We start from the raw sequence: 17,456 nt of genomic DNA on the forward strand, positions 1-17,456 counted from the left end.
ACCCCTTATAACTTATATTTTTCTATTACATAATGCCTTACTTTACTATCTATGTCTATTATTTCTTCCAAAGTAGGCTTTTCTATGTATTCAAAAGTTTTCATACATTCTCTTATAATTTTTTCTATTTGAAGATACTCTATATCCCCTTTTAAAAATAGCTCTACAGCTATTTCATTAGAAGCATTCATGATTGCAGGCATATTACCACTTTTTTCTCCTGCTTCATATGCCAGTTTCAAGCATCCAAAAGTATCCATATCAGGTTCTTCAAAAGTTAATGTTCCTAAAGTATAAAAGTCTAGCTTTTCTGTTAAGGAAGTTTTTCTCTCAGGATAATTTAATGTATATTGTATAGGTAATTTCATATCTGTATTACCTAATTGAGCTATAACACTACCATCTACATATTCTACCATTGAATGAATTATGGTCTCAGGATGTATAACTACTTCTATATTTTTATAAGGCATATCAAATAGATAATGTGCCTCTATTACTTCTAATCCTTTATTAACTAATGTAGAAGAATCTATAGATATCTTTCTACCCATATTCCATTTAGGATGTTTTAGTGCTTGTTCTGGACTTATGTTGTTAAGTTCCTCTCTTTTTTTTCCTCTAAAAGGTCCACCAGAACCAGTTAATATCACTTTATTTAATGATTTATGGTCATTTCCTTGAATACATTGAAATACAGCACAATGTTCAGAATCTACAGGTAATATCTTTACCCCGTTCTCTCTTGCTTCTCTCATTACAATCTCTCCAGCTACTACAAGAGTTTCTTTATTAGCAAGTGCAATATCCTTCTTAGCTCTTATAGCATTTATTGTAGGTATGAGACCTATCATTCCTACTACAGAAGTAACTACCATTTCCACATCATCTAAAGTAGAAATTTTATTTAATCCCTCTAACCCCTCGTAAACTTCAACTTTTAAGCTATTTTCTTTACAATAATCTTTTATTTTTATATAGCTATCATGATCCATCATAGCAACATATTTAGGATTAAATTCTTTAATTATATCTATTACTTTATCACAGCTGGTATTAGCAGATATGCCTACTACTTTAAACTCATTATTACTGTTTCTAATTACTTCTAGGGTTTGTGTTCCTATAGAACCTGTAACCCCTAATATACTTATGTTCTTCAAAATAATCTCTCCTTCATAAATCTATTTAACACCATAAATTTTATCAAATTTAGGTTCAAGGCATCTGATATAAAATAATAACCCAAAGATGTTAGCATATTTTATATCAGACAAGGCGTCAGGTTCTGATCATAGTTGGGCTATAGTCAGGTTCTGACAACGCAGTATGATAGAAAATAGGCTAACATACTGGTTTATTATTTTGTTGAAGATGCCTTAATATAAATTCATTTACTGTTATAACATATAATGGTCCCATAATCATTCCTACCACTCCAAAATTTTTCATTCCTATGTAAAGAGCTAGAACCATAGGAAGAGGATGAATTTGAAGCTTATTACTCATAAATTTAGTTTGTATCATTTGAGTATTAACCATAAGCAAAATATATAATAATATTATACCAAATGCAATAATATATTGCTTTATCGTTATATAATATACAAACAATGGTATAAAAATTATAAATATCCCTACATAAGGAATTATATCTAATAATCCACATACTATTCCAAGAACTATAGAATTTTCTACTGACAATGCTGAGAATCCTGCTATAGTTATAATTGTATTTACTCCTACAGATAAAAATAATATCTTAAATAATTTTTTTACTTCAACACTCTTCTCAGATAGTATATAATAATTTTCTTCTGTAATTATTTTTTTTATAAAATCACAAATGGAAACAGTATCAGATAAAATAAAGTAAGCAGTAATATTACCTATAAAGTATGTTAATATCTGTTCGGTAGTATATACTGCTCCTTTAGTTAAAAATCCACTATTAAATACATTGTGAAAGACTCCCTTTAATCCCTCTTTTATGGTAAAAGTATCAATTTTATTAAATGGTATAATTCTATTATACATATTAACAAAATCCACGATAAATCCCTCATATTGATTTCTAATAAAACCTCTTATATGAGTAAATAAAAAATTTCCTATAAACAATATGATTATAAATAAAAATCCATTGACAAATATCAAGCTAATTACTGCACTAGTTTTTGAATTAAATATATTATTTTTTGTTATTAATTTGTGTATAGGTAAGGACAGTATTAATAGCCCTACCGTTACTACTATAGGCTGAATATAACTAGTCATTAGTATACTTAAAAGTATAAATACTATAAGTAATATAGCTGAATAAATTATTCCCTTATATTTCACTCCTAAATCCCCATAAAAATTGTTATATAATAGTATATTACAACTGATACGAAAAGTATGCTATCAAATCTATCTAATATCCCTCCATGTCCAGGAATAAGATTACTATAATCTTTAACTTTTGCATATCTTTTTATAGAAGATGCCACTAAATCTCCAAATTGGCCAAATATACCTCCTAATGTTCCTATGATTACATAATTATATATTGAAATATTAACCCCATATTTGCTGATCACATAACCATATAAGGTACATCCTATTATGCTTCCTAAAAGTCCACCTATAGATCCCTCTATGGTCTTTTTAGGACTAACTTTAGGAATTAGCTTATGTTTCCCTAAATATTTACCACTATAATATGCTAAGGTATCACATCCCCAAGATGATATAAATATTAACCATATTAAGTAGCTTCCATGTATTTTATTTTCAATTAATACTATAAAACTAAAGAATACAGCTACATATAAATATCCAAATACAGTCACTGCTACATCAATAAAATTATAATCCGTTTTGATAACAGGAACACAAAGCAGTAAAAATACTGCAATTATTAATACATAAAAAAATAATTCTAAATCTAATGTAGATTTTAAGGTAATAAAATGCACTAAACAAAGGGCATAACCTACTATAGCTATTGGTTTTATACCACAATTTTTTGATGCCTTATAAAATTCATATAATCCAAGTAAGGCTAAAAGCATTACAAAGTATTTAAGGTAAATACCACCAATAAAGAATATTAATAATGAGGGTGCAATTATTGCAGCACCAATATATCGCTTATCCATTTTAAATCCTCCTTTGTTACTTTACCCCACCAAATCTTCTATTTCTATTTTGGAAATCCCATATAGCCTTATGTAAATCTTCTTCTTTAAAATCAGGCCATTTTATATCAGAATACCAAAATTCTGCATAAGCACTTTGCCATAAAAGATAATTACTCAGCCTCTGCTCTCCACTTGGCCTTATTATTAAATCAGGATCTGGCATACCTTTTGTATATAAATAGTTTGAAAATAGTTCTTCATCTATAGATGAAATACTTAATTTTTCATTTTTTACTTTACTACAGATGTTTTTAACCGCCAATATTATTTCATCACGCCCACCATAATTCAATGCTATGTTCAAAGTTAATCCAGTATTATTTTTGGTTTTTTTCTTTGCATTATCTATAGTATCTTGACAAACTTTTGGTAACTTTGTCACATCTCCAATAGTCCTAAAAATTACATTGTTTTTAAGTAAATCCTCTAATTCTTTATTTAAAAATTCTACAATTAAATTCATAAGTGCAGATACTTCTTCTTCAGGTCTTTTCCAATTTTCCGTAGAGAAAGCATAAAGTGTTAAAAATTTCACTCCTAAACTATCACATTCATCTACAATTCTTCTTATACTTTTCATTCCTTCTCTATGTCCCATAACTCTCGGAAGCCCTTTTTGCTTCGCCCATCTTCCATTACCATCCATTATAATTGCAATATGTACAGGCATTCTCTCTAAATCTAATTTAACTTTTTCTTTTTCACTTCTTTTCTTCTTAAAAAATCCTAGCANNCAATCTTCTCTCTCCATTCCATTCGCTTTAGCTAATTAAGGCATCTAATATGAAACTAGCCAGTTAGTTATGCAAAATAGGCTAATACACTAACTTATTTTTTTGAAGATGCCTAATTCTATTATTAGTAAAAATCATATGTATTACAATAAAATAAGTTATATATTTAAAGTTTTTAATATTATTAATAAAACCTGCAAAAATGCAGGTTTTATTAATAATATAATTAAACTGACATAACTTCATTTTCTTTAGCTTCAAGAATTTTATCTATTTCTTTAACAAACTTATCAGTTTCTTTTTGTATATTTTCTTCTGCTTTCTTAGCTTCATCTTCGCTAATCTCATTGTCCTTTTTAAGAGCCTTTATCTTATCATTTGCATCTCTTCTAATAGCTCTTACAGCAACTTTAGCTTCTTCTCCAACTTTTTTAATAGATTTAACAAGATTTTTTCTCGTTTCTTCAGTAAGTTCTGGAATTATTAATCTTATAATAGACCCATCACTTGAAGGATTTAACCCTAAGTCTGACTTTAAGATTGCCTTTTCGATTTCCTTTATTGAACCTTTATCCCATGGTTGAATTAAAAGAACCCTTGGTTCTGGAGCAGATACACCAGCAACTTGATTTAATGGCATCATGCTACCATAGCATTCAATTTCAATTCTATCAAGCATTTTAGGGTTTGCTCTACCAGCTTTCATTGAACTTAATTCATTCTTTAATACTGATATAGTCTTGTTCATTTTTTCGTCAATAGTCTTAACAATTTCTTTTACCATAGAATTCCCTCCATTTAAACTTGGCCTTTACATGTATCAGAAGATACTAGAGTACCAATTTTTTCACCTTTAATCGCTCTAATTATATTTTCTGGTTCATCTAACCCAAATACTAATATTGGAATATTATTGTCCATACATAGCGATGTAGCTGTAGAATCCATAACTTGTAATCCCTTCTCTAGTACATCTATATAATTAAGATTATTAAATTTTACAGCATCTGAATGCTTATGTGGATCCTTATCATATACACCATCTACTTTTTTTGCTAACAAAATTACCTCTGCTTCGATCTCAGCTGCTCTTAACGCTGCTGTAGTATCTGTGGAGAAATATGGATTTCCAGTGCCTGCTGCAAATATTACTACTCTACCTTTTTCTAGGTGTCTCATTGCTCTCCTTCTTATAAAAGGTTCTGCAATCTCTCTCATCTCAATAGCAGTTTGAACTCTAGTATGTACTCCTACGCTTTCTAAGGAATCTTGAAGTGCTAATGCATTTATACAAGTTGCTAGCATTCCCATATAGTCCGCTGTTGTCCTATCCATACTCTCGCCGCTTCTTCCGCGCCAAATATTTCCGCCACCAACAACTGCACCAACTTCTATTCCCATCTCTACTAATTTCTTAATCTGTAATGCTATTTTATTAGCTACCTCAAAATCTATTCCATATCCTTTATCTGCAGCTAAAGCCTCACCTGAAAGTTTAAGCATAACTCTTTTGTATCTCGCAGCCTCCATATATATTATACCTCCAATTTATTATATTTACATCATAATTTTGTATAATTACAAGATATTTGAAAAAAAGAGAACACAGGGTTCTCTTTAATTTTAATTATTTACCTTGCATTTTTTGAACTTCTTCAGCAAAGTTATCTTCTTTTTTCTCGATTCCTTCTCCTCTTTCGAATCTAGTGAATCTTGTAATTTTTATGTCTGCTCCAATTTTCTTAGATTCTTCTTGAAGATATTTAGTTATAGTGTAATCAGAGTTTTTAACCCAAATTTGGTCTACTAAACAAACTTCTTTTAAGTATTTACTTACTCTTCCCATAACCATTTTATCAACTATATTTTCTGGCTTTCCTTCATTTAAAGCTTGAACTCTATATATTTCTTTTTCTTTTTCTAAAGTGTCTTGATCTACTGATGTTTTATCTAAGAATAATGGATTAGCAGCAGCAACTTGCATTGCAACATCTTTAGCAATTTGAGCTAAAGCAGCATCTTGTTTTTCACAAGCTAACTCAACTAAAACACCTATTCTTCCACCACCATGGATATAACTTTGAATTAGTCCATTGTCTATAGAAAACTTTTCAAATCTTCTTACAGACATATTCTCACCAATTTTTGCTATTAATGCAGTTAATACTTCTTTAATTGTTTTTCCATTATCAGCTATGTATTTTTCTTCTAATAGTTCTTCTACTGTATTAACATTTGATTCAACTACTTGTTTAGCTATATTGTTAGCTAATGATTTAAACTCTTCATTAGCAGCAACGAAATCTGTTTCACAGTTAACTTCAACTGCTGCACCTTTTTTCATATCTTCTGATATATAAGTTACAACTAGTCCTTCTGCAGCTATTCTTCCAGCTTTTTTAGCAGCAGCAGCTAATCCTTTCTCTCTTAATATTTCGATAGCTTTATCCATATCTCCATTTGTTTCATTTAGAGCTTTTTTGCAGTCCATCATTCCTGCACCAGTTCTTTCTCTAAGCTCTTTAACCATGCTCGCAGTTATCATTGTTATTCCTCCTCCTCATAATTAATTTAAAAGGTAAATGAAAAGAATTTCTTCTCTCATCTACCTTAAAAATTTATATGCTCATACATCTTAATTCCAGATGTTAAAGTCAAGGTAAATATAGAAATTATTCAGCTAATTGCTCACCTTGTCTAGCTTCAATTATAGCATCTGATAATCTTTCAGTTATTAATTTTACAGCTCTTATAGCATCATCATTTCCTGGTATTACATAGTCAACCTCATCTGGGTCACAGTTAGTGTCAACTATAGCTATAACTGGTATTCCTAATATTTTTGCCTCTGATATAGCATTTCTTTCTTTTCTAGGGTCAACCACAAATAGTGCACCAATTTTGTTTGCATCCATATTTCTGATTCCACCTAAGTTTTTCTCTAGTTTTTCTCTTTCATTCTTAAGCTTTATAACTTCTTTCTTTGGAAGAACGTCAAATATTCCATCCTCTTCCATTTTATCTAATTCTTCTAATCTGCCTATTCTTCTTTTAATAGTTGTAAAGTTAGTTAACATTCCACCTAACCATCTATTGTTAACAAAGTGCATTCCAGATCTAACCGCTTCTTCTTGTATAGCTTCTTGAGCTTGTTTTTTAGTTCCTACAAATAGAACATCTTTTCCTTCTTCTGCAATAGATTTTAAGAAATCATATGCTTCGTCGATTTTCTTAACTGTTTTTTGTAAGTCGATAATATATATTCCATTTCTTTCTGTGAATATATATGGAGCCATTTTAGGGTTCCATCTTCTTGTTTGGTGTCCGAAATGTACACCTGCTTCTAATAATTGTTTCATTGAAATAACTGCCATTTTAATATACCTCCTTGGTTTTACCTCCATTACCTTCATGTCCATGAAAAACCTAAATTTAGGCACCTTTTCACAAATACAGTAATGTGTGTATTTTCTTACTTGTGTAGTATAACATAATTATAATTACTATTCAATATAAAATTTACAGCTTATAAATCTTATATGTAAATAAATTAATATTAACTTTATTCAAAATTCTAATAATTCTTTTCAAAATATATTTCTCATTTCAATATACTTAATATTAAAATATATAAAAATTGGAAATTTATATTTTAATATTAAGTTTTCCATTTTTTATAAGTAATATTCATATTATAGAATTCATTATTCAAGATATATACTCTATATACTTATTAACTGACAACTTATAAAACATTTATCTCTTTAAAAACATAAAAATAGAGCAAAAGTATATGCTCTATTTTTATTACTCTATTTAAGTTTATTTAACTCTTCAATTAACTTATCATTAAGTATCTTTATATGTGTTCCTTTCATACCTAATGATCTTGATTCAATAACTCCAGCACTTTCAAACTTTCTTAATGCATTTACTATAACTGATCTTGTAATACCAACTTTATCAGCTATTTTAGATGCTACAAGCAATCCTTCAGTACCATCTAATTCATTGAATATATGTTCAACTGCTTCTAACTCTGAGTAAGATAAAGTTCCTATTGCTAATTGAACTATAGCTTTTTTTCTAGCTTCTTCTTCAATTTGTTCATTTTTAGCTCTTAATATTTCCATACCAACTATGGTTGCACTATATTCAGCTAATACTAAATCTTCCTCTGTGAATTCTTTATTAAATCTTGCAAGAAGTAATGTTCCTAGTCTTTCCCTATTTCCGTTTATAGGAACTATAGTGGAAAGTTTTCCTTCTATACCACATTCTTTCTGATCTTCAAACACACATATCCCTTTGCTTGAAAGATTTGCTCTAGTTTCTTCAACGCTCAGTAATCTTTCATTGTAATCCTCTGGGAACCTCATATTTTTAACAACTTGGTCTTTGACTGTATCACACTCAAATCCAGCTGCAAAATTAAAGCCTAGTATTTTTCCTTTTCTACTAATTATATATACATTACACTGTAATACTTCGCTTAATAAATTGCAGATATCATCAAATACTACTGGCTCAGTACCTGATTTTTGCAATATTCTATTTAGTTTTCTTGTTTTATCTAATAGCGACACTTCTACTCCTCCTTACTAAATTCATTACATTAAATTGAGTATATATCTTGTTACTAACTACACCTAAGAAATCTCATTTAAAGATATAAAGTTGTCACTTTAAAACTTATCTAAAAATTATCATCAAAATTTTAAATTTTTAGAATTGTTTCTTCCCTAGACTATCATATCATAAAACTTTTAGTATTTCAATAAATTTTTACCACATTCGACAAAATTCTTGGAAGCTCATAGGATATTTCTTCATTTTTTAACATAATAGAGTTTATAATTTAATCTTCTGTACTATTATTTTGCATATTTTGCTCTTTTTTATACTTACAATCTTTATTTATACATTCTAAATAATCGCCTTTTGTTTTTGTATATCTTTTAACCATTATTTCATTGCACTGTGGACATTTTTCACTTGTAGGTTCAAACCAACTTACAAAATCACATTCTGGATAAGAACTACATCCATAAAATTTATTTCCTTTTCTACTTCTTTTTTCTAATATTTTACTTCCACACTTCGGACAAGGTACATCTAATTCTGCTGCTAAAGGTTTAGTGTTTTTACACTCAGGATATCCAGGGCAAGCAAGAAAATCTCCAAATCTTCCATGCTTTATGACCATCTTTCTTCCACATTTGTCACACTCAATATCAGTAACTTCATCTTCAATAGTAATTTTAGCAATTTCCTTTTCAGCTATATCTATAGATTTTTTAACTGGTATAAAAAACTCATCCACTATTTTTTTCCAAGATTCTTTTCCTTCTTCTATGCTATCTAACTTATTTTCCATGGCAGCTGTAAACTCTACATCTACTATTTCTTTAAAATATTCACAAATTAAATTATTAACAATATAACCAAGCTCTGTAGGCTCAAGAACCTTTTTATTTCTCTCTACATACTTTCTTTCTAAAAGTGTAGATATAGTAGGTGCATAAGTACTTGGTCTGCCTATTCCATTTTCTTCTAAAGTCTTAACTAAAGATGCTTCTGAAAATTTAGCATGAGGTTGAGTAAAGTGCTGCTTACCTTCTATATTCTTAGGTGTAATTTCATCACCTTCATTTAGCTTAGGCATTTTTATAGCCTTTTCTTCTTCCTCGTTTTCATTACTATAAATTTTTGTAAATCCATCAAATTTAACAGTAGAGCCAGTTGCTTTTAAAGAATAGTCTCTATTATTAATTTCTATAGAAGTACTATCTAATATACAGGAAGCCATTTGACTTGCCATAAATCTATTCCAAATTAATGTATATAATTTATATTGAGGTTCTTTTAAATTTTCTTTGGCTATTTCAGGAGTTATATCAATATTAGTAGGTCTAATAGCCTCATGAGCATCCTGAGTATTTTTCTTTCCTTTATATACTCTCTTACTTTGAGGTAAATATTTCTCTCCAAAATTACCTGTGATAAAGTTTTTTGTATTTTCTTGAGCTTCATCTGAAATTCTAACAGAATCTGTTCTCATATAAGTGATTAATCCTATAGATCCATGTCCTTTAATTTCAATACCTTCGTAAAGCTGTTGTGCTATTGACATAGTTTTTTTAGTCGGAAAATTTAATTTTCTATAAGCATCCTGTTGAAGAGTACTTGTAGTAAAAGGCGGAAGCGGATTTTTATTTTTTTCACTATTTTTTATGCTTTTAACAATAAAAGTTCCATTTTGCAAATCACTAATTATTTTGTCACTTTCTTCTTTTGAAGATATTTCAATCTTCTCTCCATCCTTGCTATGCAATTTTATTACAAAGCTTTCCTTTTGACTATCTTTAAAGACATCACATTCAACAGTCCAATATTCCTTAGGTATAAATTCAGATATTTCTTTTTCTCTATCACATATTATTTTTAAAGCTACAGATTGCACTCTACCAGCACTTAATCCCCATTTAATTTTTCTCCATAGTATAGGACTTATTTCATATCCTACTAGTCTATCCAATACTCTTCTTGCTTGTTGAGCATCAAATACATTTTCATTAATTTGTCTTGGGTTTTTAATTGCTGCTTTTACTGCAGTTTTTGTAACTTCATTAAACTCAATTCTACATTTCTCATCTTCAGAAATTTTAAGTGCTTTAGCTAAATGCCATGATATAGCTTCGCCTTCTCTATCAGGGTCCGTTGCTAAATAAACTTTCTCACTTTTTTTTGCCTCTTTTTTAAGTTTTTCTAAAAGCTCTCCTTTTCCCCTAATAGTTATATACTTCGGTTCATAATTATTATCTATATCTACGCCTAATTGGCTTTTTGGCAAATCTCTCACATGTCCCATTGAAGCTTCCACTATATAATTTTTTCCTAAATATTTTCTTATTGTCTTTGCTTTAGCAGGTGACTCAACTATAACTAGTTTTTGACCCATCTTATCCCCTCCAGTAATCTTGTCATTAATTATTACGTTAACTACACAGATTAAATTTTAAAATCAAGTTAATATAAGATATCTATATACTTTTATTTACTTTAGCATAATAATTACCATGTAAACAGTATATTTCATCTTTTAGTTGCATTTCAAATAATAACCCATATAATTGTTTTATGTCAATATTAGTAGCTCTTACAATATCATCAATATGTATAGGATTTTCTCCTAATAAATTATATATTTTGTCATTTTTTTCACTACTCTTAGGAATTTTTTTATCATTTTCTTGTCGAATTATATTTAATTTTAGTATATTTATTATATCTTCTGCAGATGTAAAAACAAATGCTCCTTCTTTAATTAATTTATTACATCCTTTGCTTTCCATAGAAAAAATCGAACCTGGTACTGCCATTACATCTCTTCCCTGTTCTAATGCCGTAGAAGCAGTAATAAGGGATCCACTTTTTTCTCCAGCTTCTATTACTAGAACTAAATCACTCATACCACTAATTATTCTATTTCTTTGAGGAAAATTATGTTTTTCTGGTGATTTGCCTGGTAAAAACTCTGATACAATGCATCCTCCCCTATTTAATATGTCCTCGTATAGTTTTAAATTTTCTTTAGGATATATTACATTTACGCCACTTCCTAATATTGCACAGGTATAAATGTCATTATCTAAAGATGACCTATGTGCTATACCATCTATGCCTTTCGCCATGCCACTTATTATTTGAACATCATATTTTTTTAGTTCTTTACAAATAATATCAACTATGTTTTTCCCATAGTGAGTGGCTTTTCTTGATCCTACTATAGAAAGTTTCTTACTATTATCTTCTAACCTTTCAATATCTCCTTTATAAAATAGTATATAAGGTGGATTATCAATATTTATTAGCTTTTGGGGATATTTAGATTCATTAAAAGTGACAGCATTAATCTTATCTCTTTCCATTGTTTTATAAATTGAATTTATTTTATTCTGATCAAAACCATGTAATAATCTATCTATAATTTTATTATTGCTCCCTTTCATAGAAAATGCATAATCATATATATTTTTTTCATTTTCTAATTCTTCTAAAAGTTTTATTTTTATATGATCACTCAATTCTACTGAGGCAAACCATAACTTATACTTATCCATTTTTACACCTATATATACCTTAAATTATTTCATTATTTATAAATTTTCTGTATTGAAGCGCTTCCATAACATGTTTTTCTTCTATATTTTCACTATTATCTAAATCCGCAATAGTTCTAGAAACTTTTAAAATTCTACTATAAACCCTAGTACTTATGTGAAATTTATTAAAAGCTATTTCTAAGACTTCACTACAATTTTCATCAATTTTACAGTATTTTTTTATGTGTTTTTCTTTCATCTCTGAATTACAATTTATATTATCTTTATTAAACCTTTTTCTTTGAATTTCTCTACAAGCTTCTACTCTTTCTCTAATTTCCTCTGAACTTTCATTTTTCGTTGTACTTCTAATCTGTTTATATGATAGAGGGTTTACTGAAGTGAATATATCTATCCTATCTAATAATGGTGCTGAAAGCTTTCCTAAATACCTCTTAATCTCGTAATCACTGCATTTACAGGGTTTTATATTAGTACCAAAGAATCCACAAGGACATGGATTTAAAGCTGCTATAAGCATAAAACTAGATGGATATATTACAGTTCCTGCATTCCTTGTTATTTTAATTTTTCTATCTTCCAAAGGTTGCCTTAAAACCTGTAGTAAATTCTTTTTAAATTCTAGTATTTCATCTAAAAATAAAACGCCATTATGAGCTAATGAAATTTCACCTGGCATTAAATACTTTCCTCCACCTACAAGAGCAACCTCTGTAGTAGTATGATGTGGATTTCTAAAGGGTCTATCCTCTATTAATCCTCCTTTATATGCTGTACTTCCATAAACACTATAAATTTTCGTTACTTCTAAGGCTTCTTCATAATTTAACTTAGGCAAGATAGAACTTATCCTTTGAGCTAGCATAGTTTTTCCTGAGCCTGGGGCTCCATGCATCAATAAATTATGTCCACCTGATGAAGCTACTTCTATAGCTCTTTTAGCAGCTTCTTGCCCCATAACATCTTCAAAATCTAAAACATCATTTTTAATAGATTTTTCCTCTTTCTTATAAATATAAGGACACATATCTTTGTATATTAAAAAATCTACTACCTGTTTTAAGCTATCCATAGGATAAACTTCTGCATCTTTTATCATGCTGCATTCCTTTGCATTTTTATAGGGCATAATAAATTTTTTAATACCACTATTCACACCTTCTATTACTATAGGAAGTGCCCCTTTTACGCTTTTTAAATTTCCGGATAGTGATAATTCACCCATTAGAATATACTTATGCATATCCTGTATATTTATTTGATTACTTCCTATTAATATACCTATAGCTATAGGTAAATCAAATAGTGCTCCTTCTTTTTTAATATCTGCTGGAGCTAGATTTATAGTAATTTTATTAACAGGAAATTCATAACCTGAGTTTACAATAGCTGCTCTTACCCTATCTTTAGCTTCTTTAACAGAAGTGTCTGCTAGTCCAACTATATTAAAGCAAGGTAATCCATTACATATATCAATCTCAACAGATATAAGTACACCTTCTACTCCCAAAAAGGTTGCACATAATATTTGCGTTGCCATATAATCACCCTTTATTATAATTTTATATAGTAATTATTGACAATATAAATTCATATAAACATTATCTTTAGAAATTTTATTTATAAATAAATTTTATTTCATTAAATTCATTATTTTGCTTAAATCCTAATTGTATTAAATTACCATATTATTCAGTAATATTCTGAATTCGACAATAAATTAACACATATTAACTATATAGATATACCAATTTTAAAATTAATATACATAAAAATAATTGGTGCTTTTTAGTATTATAATTAGAACTATTGAATTCACCATGTACAGCTCGCAATTTACAATTATAGGCATTTCTCAGTAAAAGCTGAGAAATTTAAAATTATTTATTTTTAAAGTAATATAATCACTTCTTATAAAGAACTAGTAATACATTACTAATAAAAAAATTATTTATAAAGAATTAATTTTAACCATAATTGTAAATTTTCCATTGTGAATTGTGAATTGAAATACTATAAAGGGAAATAATTATACTAATTATTAAGATACTTAAAACTATAGAAAGGATGTTTAAATGAAGTCTTTAAATAAAAGTATTGGATCTTATGGTGAAAGCATAGCAGAAGATTATTTAAAATCCATCGGGTATGTTATATTAGAAAAAAACTTCGTATGCAAAATTGGCGAAATTGATTTAATAGCAAAAGATAAAAATCATATTTCTTTTATAGAAGTAAAAACACGTTATGGAAACCTTTACGGAACTCCTGGCGAATCTATAACCACTTTAAAACAACATAAAATATATAAAACTGCTCAAACTTATATTCTAAAGAAGAAACTCTACAAATCTAATTTTAGATTTGATGTCATTGAAATTACATTAAACAATAAAAATTCTCCTTATATTAAATTAATTAAAGATGCTTTCAGAATATGATAGTTTGTTCAATTAATATAAGCAAGATAACACTTTTTAATAAAAATTACAGCCAACTATAAAAAACATGACCTAAATCATGTTTTTTATAGTATATTCTTTAAAAAACTTTTTCTATGTATTTTTGTGGCACCATATACCTTTAAAGCTTTTACATGTTTTTCTGTACCATAACCTACATTTCTTTCAAAGCCATAGTTTAAAAATTCTCTGCTATAGTCTTCCATAAGTTTATCCCTAAAAACTTTAGCTAGTATAGAAGCACAAGCTATACTTGCACTTTTAGTGTCCCCTTTTATAACATGATAATTTTTAATATCAAAACCTTTAATTAAATATCCATCTGATAAAACTACCTCTGGTGTAATAGAAAGCCCATTGCAAGCTTTTTTAAATACTTCATTATTACACCACCCTATACCTTTTTCATCTATTTCTTCATTATTAATAATAGAAATATTATAACTTAATGCATTTTCTTTTATTTTTTCTGCTAACTCTTCCCTCAACTTTTGCGATATCTTTTTAGAATCATTAATGTACAAAATCATATCCCTATTTTTTTCAAAATCTAGATCTAATATTACCGATGCAGAAACAATAGGTCCTGCTAGGGGTCCTCTTCCTACTTCATCCACACCTGCAATATATTTATAGTCACCAAAACTCTTATCAAAATCATACATATGCTTTACCCTAATTATTTCTTCATGGTAAGCATTTATATATTTTTTTAATTTCTCACCTAACTTTTGCACATTTTTTCTATTATCACTATTTAATAAGCTTACTAATTTCAAAAATAATTCATCATATTCATCAATGGTATAATCTGATTGAAATTTATTTACATAGTTTTTTATTTCATCATATTTCATAGAAGATAAATTTAAATCATGCAAAACTATCACCACTATTCTTTATAAAATTTAAAATGGACAATTGACAATTAATTTCTTTAAAAGAAATAAGTTTAAAACTTCTCTTGAGAGAAGTATCCATAATTGTCAATCGTCAATTCTCAATTGACTTAAGGTCTTTCTAATGAAATAGGTCCTAATTTTCCGCCTCTAAATTCATCTAAAAGCATTACTGCCACTCTATTATAATCTATATTTCCCCCTGAAATTACAGCTCCTCTTTTTCTTCCTATACTCTCCATATTTTCAAGAGCACTCTCACTTAATTCATTAAGCTTATATCTTTCTTTTAATCGCTCTGGATAATACTCCTGCAATCTTTCTATAAGCTTTAAGGCTAAATCTTCTATATCCATAATTTCATCTTTTATGGCTCCTGTAAAGGCAAGATTTAGTCCTACTTCTTCATCCTCAAATTTAGGCCATAATACACCTGGAGTATCCATAAGTTCTATACCTATTTTAGTCTTTATCCACTGTTTACTCTTAGTAACCCCTGGCTTATCTCCAGTTTTTGCTATATTATTTTTAGCCAATTTATTAATAAATGTAGATTTCCCCACATTAGGTATTCCTACTACCATAACACGAGTAACAATATTGACTACTCCTTTATTTTTAAGTCTATCATGTTTTTCTTTCAAAATTTCATCTAATGCAGGCTTAATATTTTTAAGTCCCGTACCAGTTAAACAATTAACTGTTAGTACCTTAGTATAATCATTTGAAAGAGCCTTTACCCATTCTTTTGTTACTTTATCTTCACTTAAATCACTTTTATTCAATAGTATAATTCTATGTTTATCCTTACAAATTTCCTCTATATCAGGATTAGCACTAGATTTTGTAATTCTAGCATCTCTTATTTCTATTACTGCATCTACTAGTTTAAGACTTTCTTTAATTTGCCTTCTAGTCTTTGCCATATGTCCCGGAAACCAATTTATACTCATAAATATCCGCCTTTCCTTTTCTTTATAGTTGGCAATAAGCAATTTATAATAATTGAAAAATATTTTTGAGTTTTAAAACTTATTTTTTATATTTTAAAATAAAAAAAGGGACCTTTTAGCCCCATTTTTTTACTTGATTAATTCTTTAACTTTAGCAGCTTTTCCTACTCTATCTCTTAAGTAGAATAATTTAGCTCTTCTAATCTTACCTTTTCTTACTACTTCTATTTTTTCAACTATTGGAGCATTTAAAGGAAATGTTCTTTCTACCCCTACACCTGAAGCTAGTCTTCTTACAGTGAATGTTTCTCTTATTCCACCATTTTGTCTCTTAAGAACGGTTCCTTCGAAAATTTGTATTCTTTCTCTAGTTCCTTCTTTTATTCTTACGTGTACCTTAACTGTATCACCTACATTAAAGTTTGGTAAATCACTTCTTAGTTGTTCTGCTTCAATAGCTCTTATTAATTCATTCATTGTGTATTCCTCCTTAAACTAATTTAACGTTCTTGCCAGTTATTTTCTGACAGAGGACCGTTCGTACTAACACATTTGATATTTTATCACATATGGTAGGTATATTCAATGTTTTTTTATAATTTATCAATATCTTTTAGTAATTTTATATCTTCTTTGCTAAGCGGAAACTTTTTAAAAAGGTCCAATCGATTTTTTTTAGTTAATAAAAGTGACTTAGTTTTTCTCCATTTTCTTATGTTCTCATGGTGCCCTGAGATAAGCACCTCAGGTACTCTTTCATCATTAAAGACTTCTGGTCTTGTATACTGAGGGTACTCTAGAAGCCCGTTATAAAAGGATTCATCTTCATAGCTGTTACTATTAGATAATACCCCTGGTACTAATCTACATATGCTATCTATTACTGGTATAGCAGCCATTTCGCCACCAGTAAGTATAAAATCCCCTAAGGATATCTCCTCATCTATGTAATTATAAACCCTCTCATCTATACCTTCATAATGGCCACATAAAAAGATAAGATTTTCTTCCTTTGATAAATCATTAGCCTTTGACTGTGTAAAAGTCGCACCTTTAGGTCCTAAAAATATTACCCTACCCTTATTATTTTCTTTAAC

The 17,456-nt window shown here is 28.7% G+C and carries 16 protein-coding genes and 1 pseudogene (1 of these 17 only partly in view); 1 reads left to right on the forward strand and 16 read right to left on the reverse strand.

Features of this window, described 5'->3' with window-relative positions; all coding sequences use genetic code 11:
* Positions 1-5: 5 nt before the first annotated feature.
* The 12 genes from B3603_RS02300 to B3603_RS02355 form a co-directional block, all read right to left on the reverse strand.
* On the reverse strand, positions 6-1,163 hold the full coding sequence (locus B3603_RS02300; protein ID WP_291560223.1) for a 1-deoxy-D-xylulose-5-phosphate reductoisomerase: 1,158 nt from the start codon (positions 1,161-1,163) through the stop codon (positions 6-8).
* 181 nt (positions 1,164-1,344) lie between these two features.
* On the reverse strand, positions 1,345-2,343 hold the full coding sequence (locus B3603_RS02305; protein ID WP_291560226.1) for an AI-2E family transporter: 999 nt from the start codon (positions 2,341-2,343) through the stop codon (positions 1,345-1,347).
* Between the two features lie 2 nt (positions 2,344-2,345).
* Positions 2,346-3,143: a phosphatidate cytidylyltransferase gene (locus B3603_RS02310; protein WP_291560228.1), complete on the reverse strand. Its 798-nt coding sequence runs from the start codon at positions 3,141-3,143 to the stop codon at positions 2,346-2,348.
* A 16-nt stretch (positions 3,144-3,159) separates the two neighbouring features.
* Positions 3,160-3,918 carry an isoprenyl transferase gene (locus B3603_RS02315; RefSeq protein WP_312576637.1) on the reverse strand — a complete coding sequence of 253 codons (759 nt, stop codon included), beginning with the start codon at positions 3,916-3,918 and terminating at the stop codon, positions 3,160-3,162.
* Positions 3,919-4,145: 227 nt separating this feature from the next.
* Positions 4,146-4,703, reverse strand: coding sequence for a ribosome recycling factor (gene frr / locus B3603_RS02320; protein ID WP_291560232.1), 558 nt, complete (start codon positions 4,701-4,703; stop codon positions 4,146-4,148).
* Between the two features lie 14 nt (positions 4,704-4,717).
* On the reverse strand, positions 4,718-5,449 hold the full coding sequence (gene pyrH, locus B3603_RS02325) for a UMP kinase (RefSeq protein WP_291560234.1): 732 nt from the start codon (positions 5,447-5,449) through the stop codon (positions 4,718-4,720).
* A 97-nt stretch (positions 5,450-5,546) separates the two neighbouring features.
* Positions 5,547-6,464, reverse strand: coding sequence for a translation elongation factor Ts (gene tsf, locus B3603_RS02330; RefSeq protein ID WP_291560237.1), 918 nt, complete (start codon positions 6,462-6,464; stop codon positions 5,547-5,549).
* 127 nt (positions 6,465-6,591) lie between these two features.
* Positions 6,592-7,293: a 30S ribosomal protein S2 gene (rpsB, locus tag B3603_RS02335; RefSeq protein WP_039631947.1), complete on the reverse strand. Its 702-nt coding sequence runs from the start codon at positions 7,291-7,293 to the stop codon at positions 6,592-6,594.
* 438 nt (positions 7,294-7,731) lie between these two features.
* Positions 7,732-8,505, reverse strand: a complete 774-nt coding sequence (gene codY / locus B3603_RS02340) for a GTP-sensing pleiotropic transcriptional regulator CodY (RefSeq protein ID WP_291560239.1) — start codon at positions 8,503-8,505, stop codon at positions 7,732-7,734.
* A 272-nt stretch (positions 8,506-8,777) separates the two neighbouring features.
* On the reverse strand, positions 8,778-10,880 hold the full coding sequence (topA, locus tag B3603_RS02345) for a type I DNA topoisomerase (RefSeq protein ID WP_291560241.1): 2,103 nt from the start codon (positions 10,878-10,880) through the stop codon (positions 8,778-8,780).
* Between the two features lie 82 nt (positions 10,881-10,962).
* Entirely contained in the window at positions 10,963-12,042 is a 1,080-nt protein-coding gene (gene dprA / locus B3603_RS02350) for a DNA-processing protein DprA (protein ID WP_291560243.1), read from the reverse strand.
* 19 nt (positions 12,043-12,061) lie between these two features.
* Complete coding sequence (locus B3603_RS02355; protein ID WP_291560245.1) at positions 12,062-13,585, reverse strand: YifB family Mg chelatase-like AAA ATPase; 1,524 nt, start codon at positions 13,583-13,585, stop codon at positions 12,062-12,064.
* 535 nt (positions 13,586-14,120) lie between these two features.
* Here B3603_RS02355 and B3603_RS02360 point away from each other — a divergent pair.
* A complete protein-coding gene (locus B3603_RS02360; protein WP_291560248.1) occupies positions 14,121-14,486 on the forward strand; it encodes a YraN family protein in 366 nt (121 codons plus the stop codon).
* Between the two features lie 86 nt (positions 14,487-14,572).
* Here the strand turns inward: B3603_RS02360 and B3603_RS02365 are convergent, their stop codons facing one another.
* The 4 genes and pseudogenes from B3603_RS02365 to trmD all read right to left on the reverse strand — a co-directional run.
* A complete protein-coding gene (locus tag B3603_RS02365; protein WP_291560250.1) occupies positions 14,573-15,364 on the reverse strand; it encodes a ribonuclease HII in 792 nt (263 codons plus the stop codon).
* 152 nt (positions 15,365-15,516) lie between these two features.
* On the reverse strand, positions 15,517-16,359 hold the full coding sequence (gene ylqF, locus B3603_RS02370) for a ribosome biogenesis GTPase YlqF (RefSeq protein ID WP_291560252.1): 843 nt from the start codon (positions 16,357-16,359) through the stop codon (positions 15,517-15,519).
* 129 nt (positions 16,360-16,488) lie between these two features.
* Positions 16,489-16,836: a 50S ribosomal protein L19 gene (rplS, locus tag B3603_RS02375; RefSeq protein ID WP_291560254.1), complete on the reverse strand. Its 348-nt coding sequence runs from the start codon at positions 16,834-16,836 to the stop codon at positions 16,489-16,491.
* A 116-nt stretch (positions 16,837-16,952) separates the two neighbouring features.
* Positions 16,953-17,456: pseudogene (gene trmD, locus B3603_RS02380) on the reverse strand (tRNA (guanosine(37)-N1)-methyltransferase TrmD); it runs 106 nt beyond the window's last position.

Source organism: Clostridium sp. UBA2485 (assembly GCF_002341865.1).
In the GTDB taxonomy this organism is placed as follows: domain Bacteria; phylum Bacillota; class Clostridia; order Clostridiales; family Clostridiaceae; genus Clostridium_J.

Bases quoted from the DNA above. Each gene is read 5' to 3' on its own strand.
- B3603_RS02365 (WP_291560250.1), bottom strand. From the start codon at position 15,364: ATGAAATATGATGAAATAAAAAACTATGTAAATAAATTTCAATCAGAT.
- dprA (WP_291560243.1), bottom strand. From the start codon at position 12,042: ATGGATAAGTATAAGTTATGGTTTGCCTCAGTAGAATTGAGTGATCAT.
- B3603_RS02355 (WP_291560245.1), bottom strand. From the start codon at position 13,585: ATGGCAACGCAAATATTATGTGCAACCTTTTTGGGAGTAGAAGGTGTA.
- tsf (WP_291560237.1), bottom strand. From the start codon at position 6,464: ATGATAACTGCGAGCATGGTTAAAGAGCTTAGAGAAAGAACTGGTGCA.
- rplS (WP_291560254.1), bottom strand. From the start codon at position 16,836: ATGAATGAATTAATAAGAGCTATTGAAGCAGAACAACTAAGAAGTGAT.
- topA (WP_291560241.1), bottom strand. From the start codon at position 10,880: ATGGGTCAAAAACTAGTTATAGTTGAGTCACCTGCTAAAGCAAAGACA.
- ylqF (WP_291560252.1), bottom strand. From the start codon at position 16,359: ATGAGTATAAATTGGTTTCCGGGACATATGGCAAAGACTAGAAGGCAA.
- pyrH (WP_291560234.1), bottom strand. From the start codon at position 5,449: ATGGAGGCTGCGAGATACAAAAGAGTTATGCTTAAACTTTCAGGTGAG.
- B3603_RS02360 (WP_291560248.1), top strand. From the start codon at position 14,121: ATGAAGTCTTTAAATAAAAGTATTGGATCTTATGGTGAAAGCATAGCA.
- frr (WP_291560232.1), bottom strand. From the start codon at position 4,703: ATGGTAAAAGAAATTGTTAAGACTATTGACGAAAAAATGAACAAGACT.
- rpsB (WP_039631947.1), bottom strand. From the start codon at position 7,293: ATGGCAGTTATTTCAATGAAACAATTATTAGAAGCAGGTGTACATTTC.
- B3603_RS02310 (WP_291560228.1), bottom strand. From the start codon at position 3,143: ATGGATAAGCGATATATTGGTGCTGCAATAATTGCACCCTCATTATTA.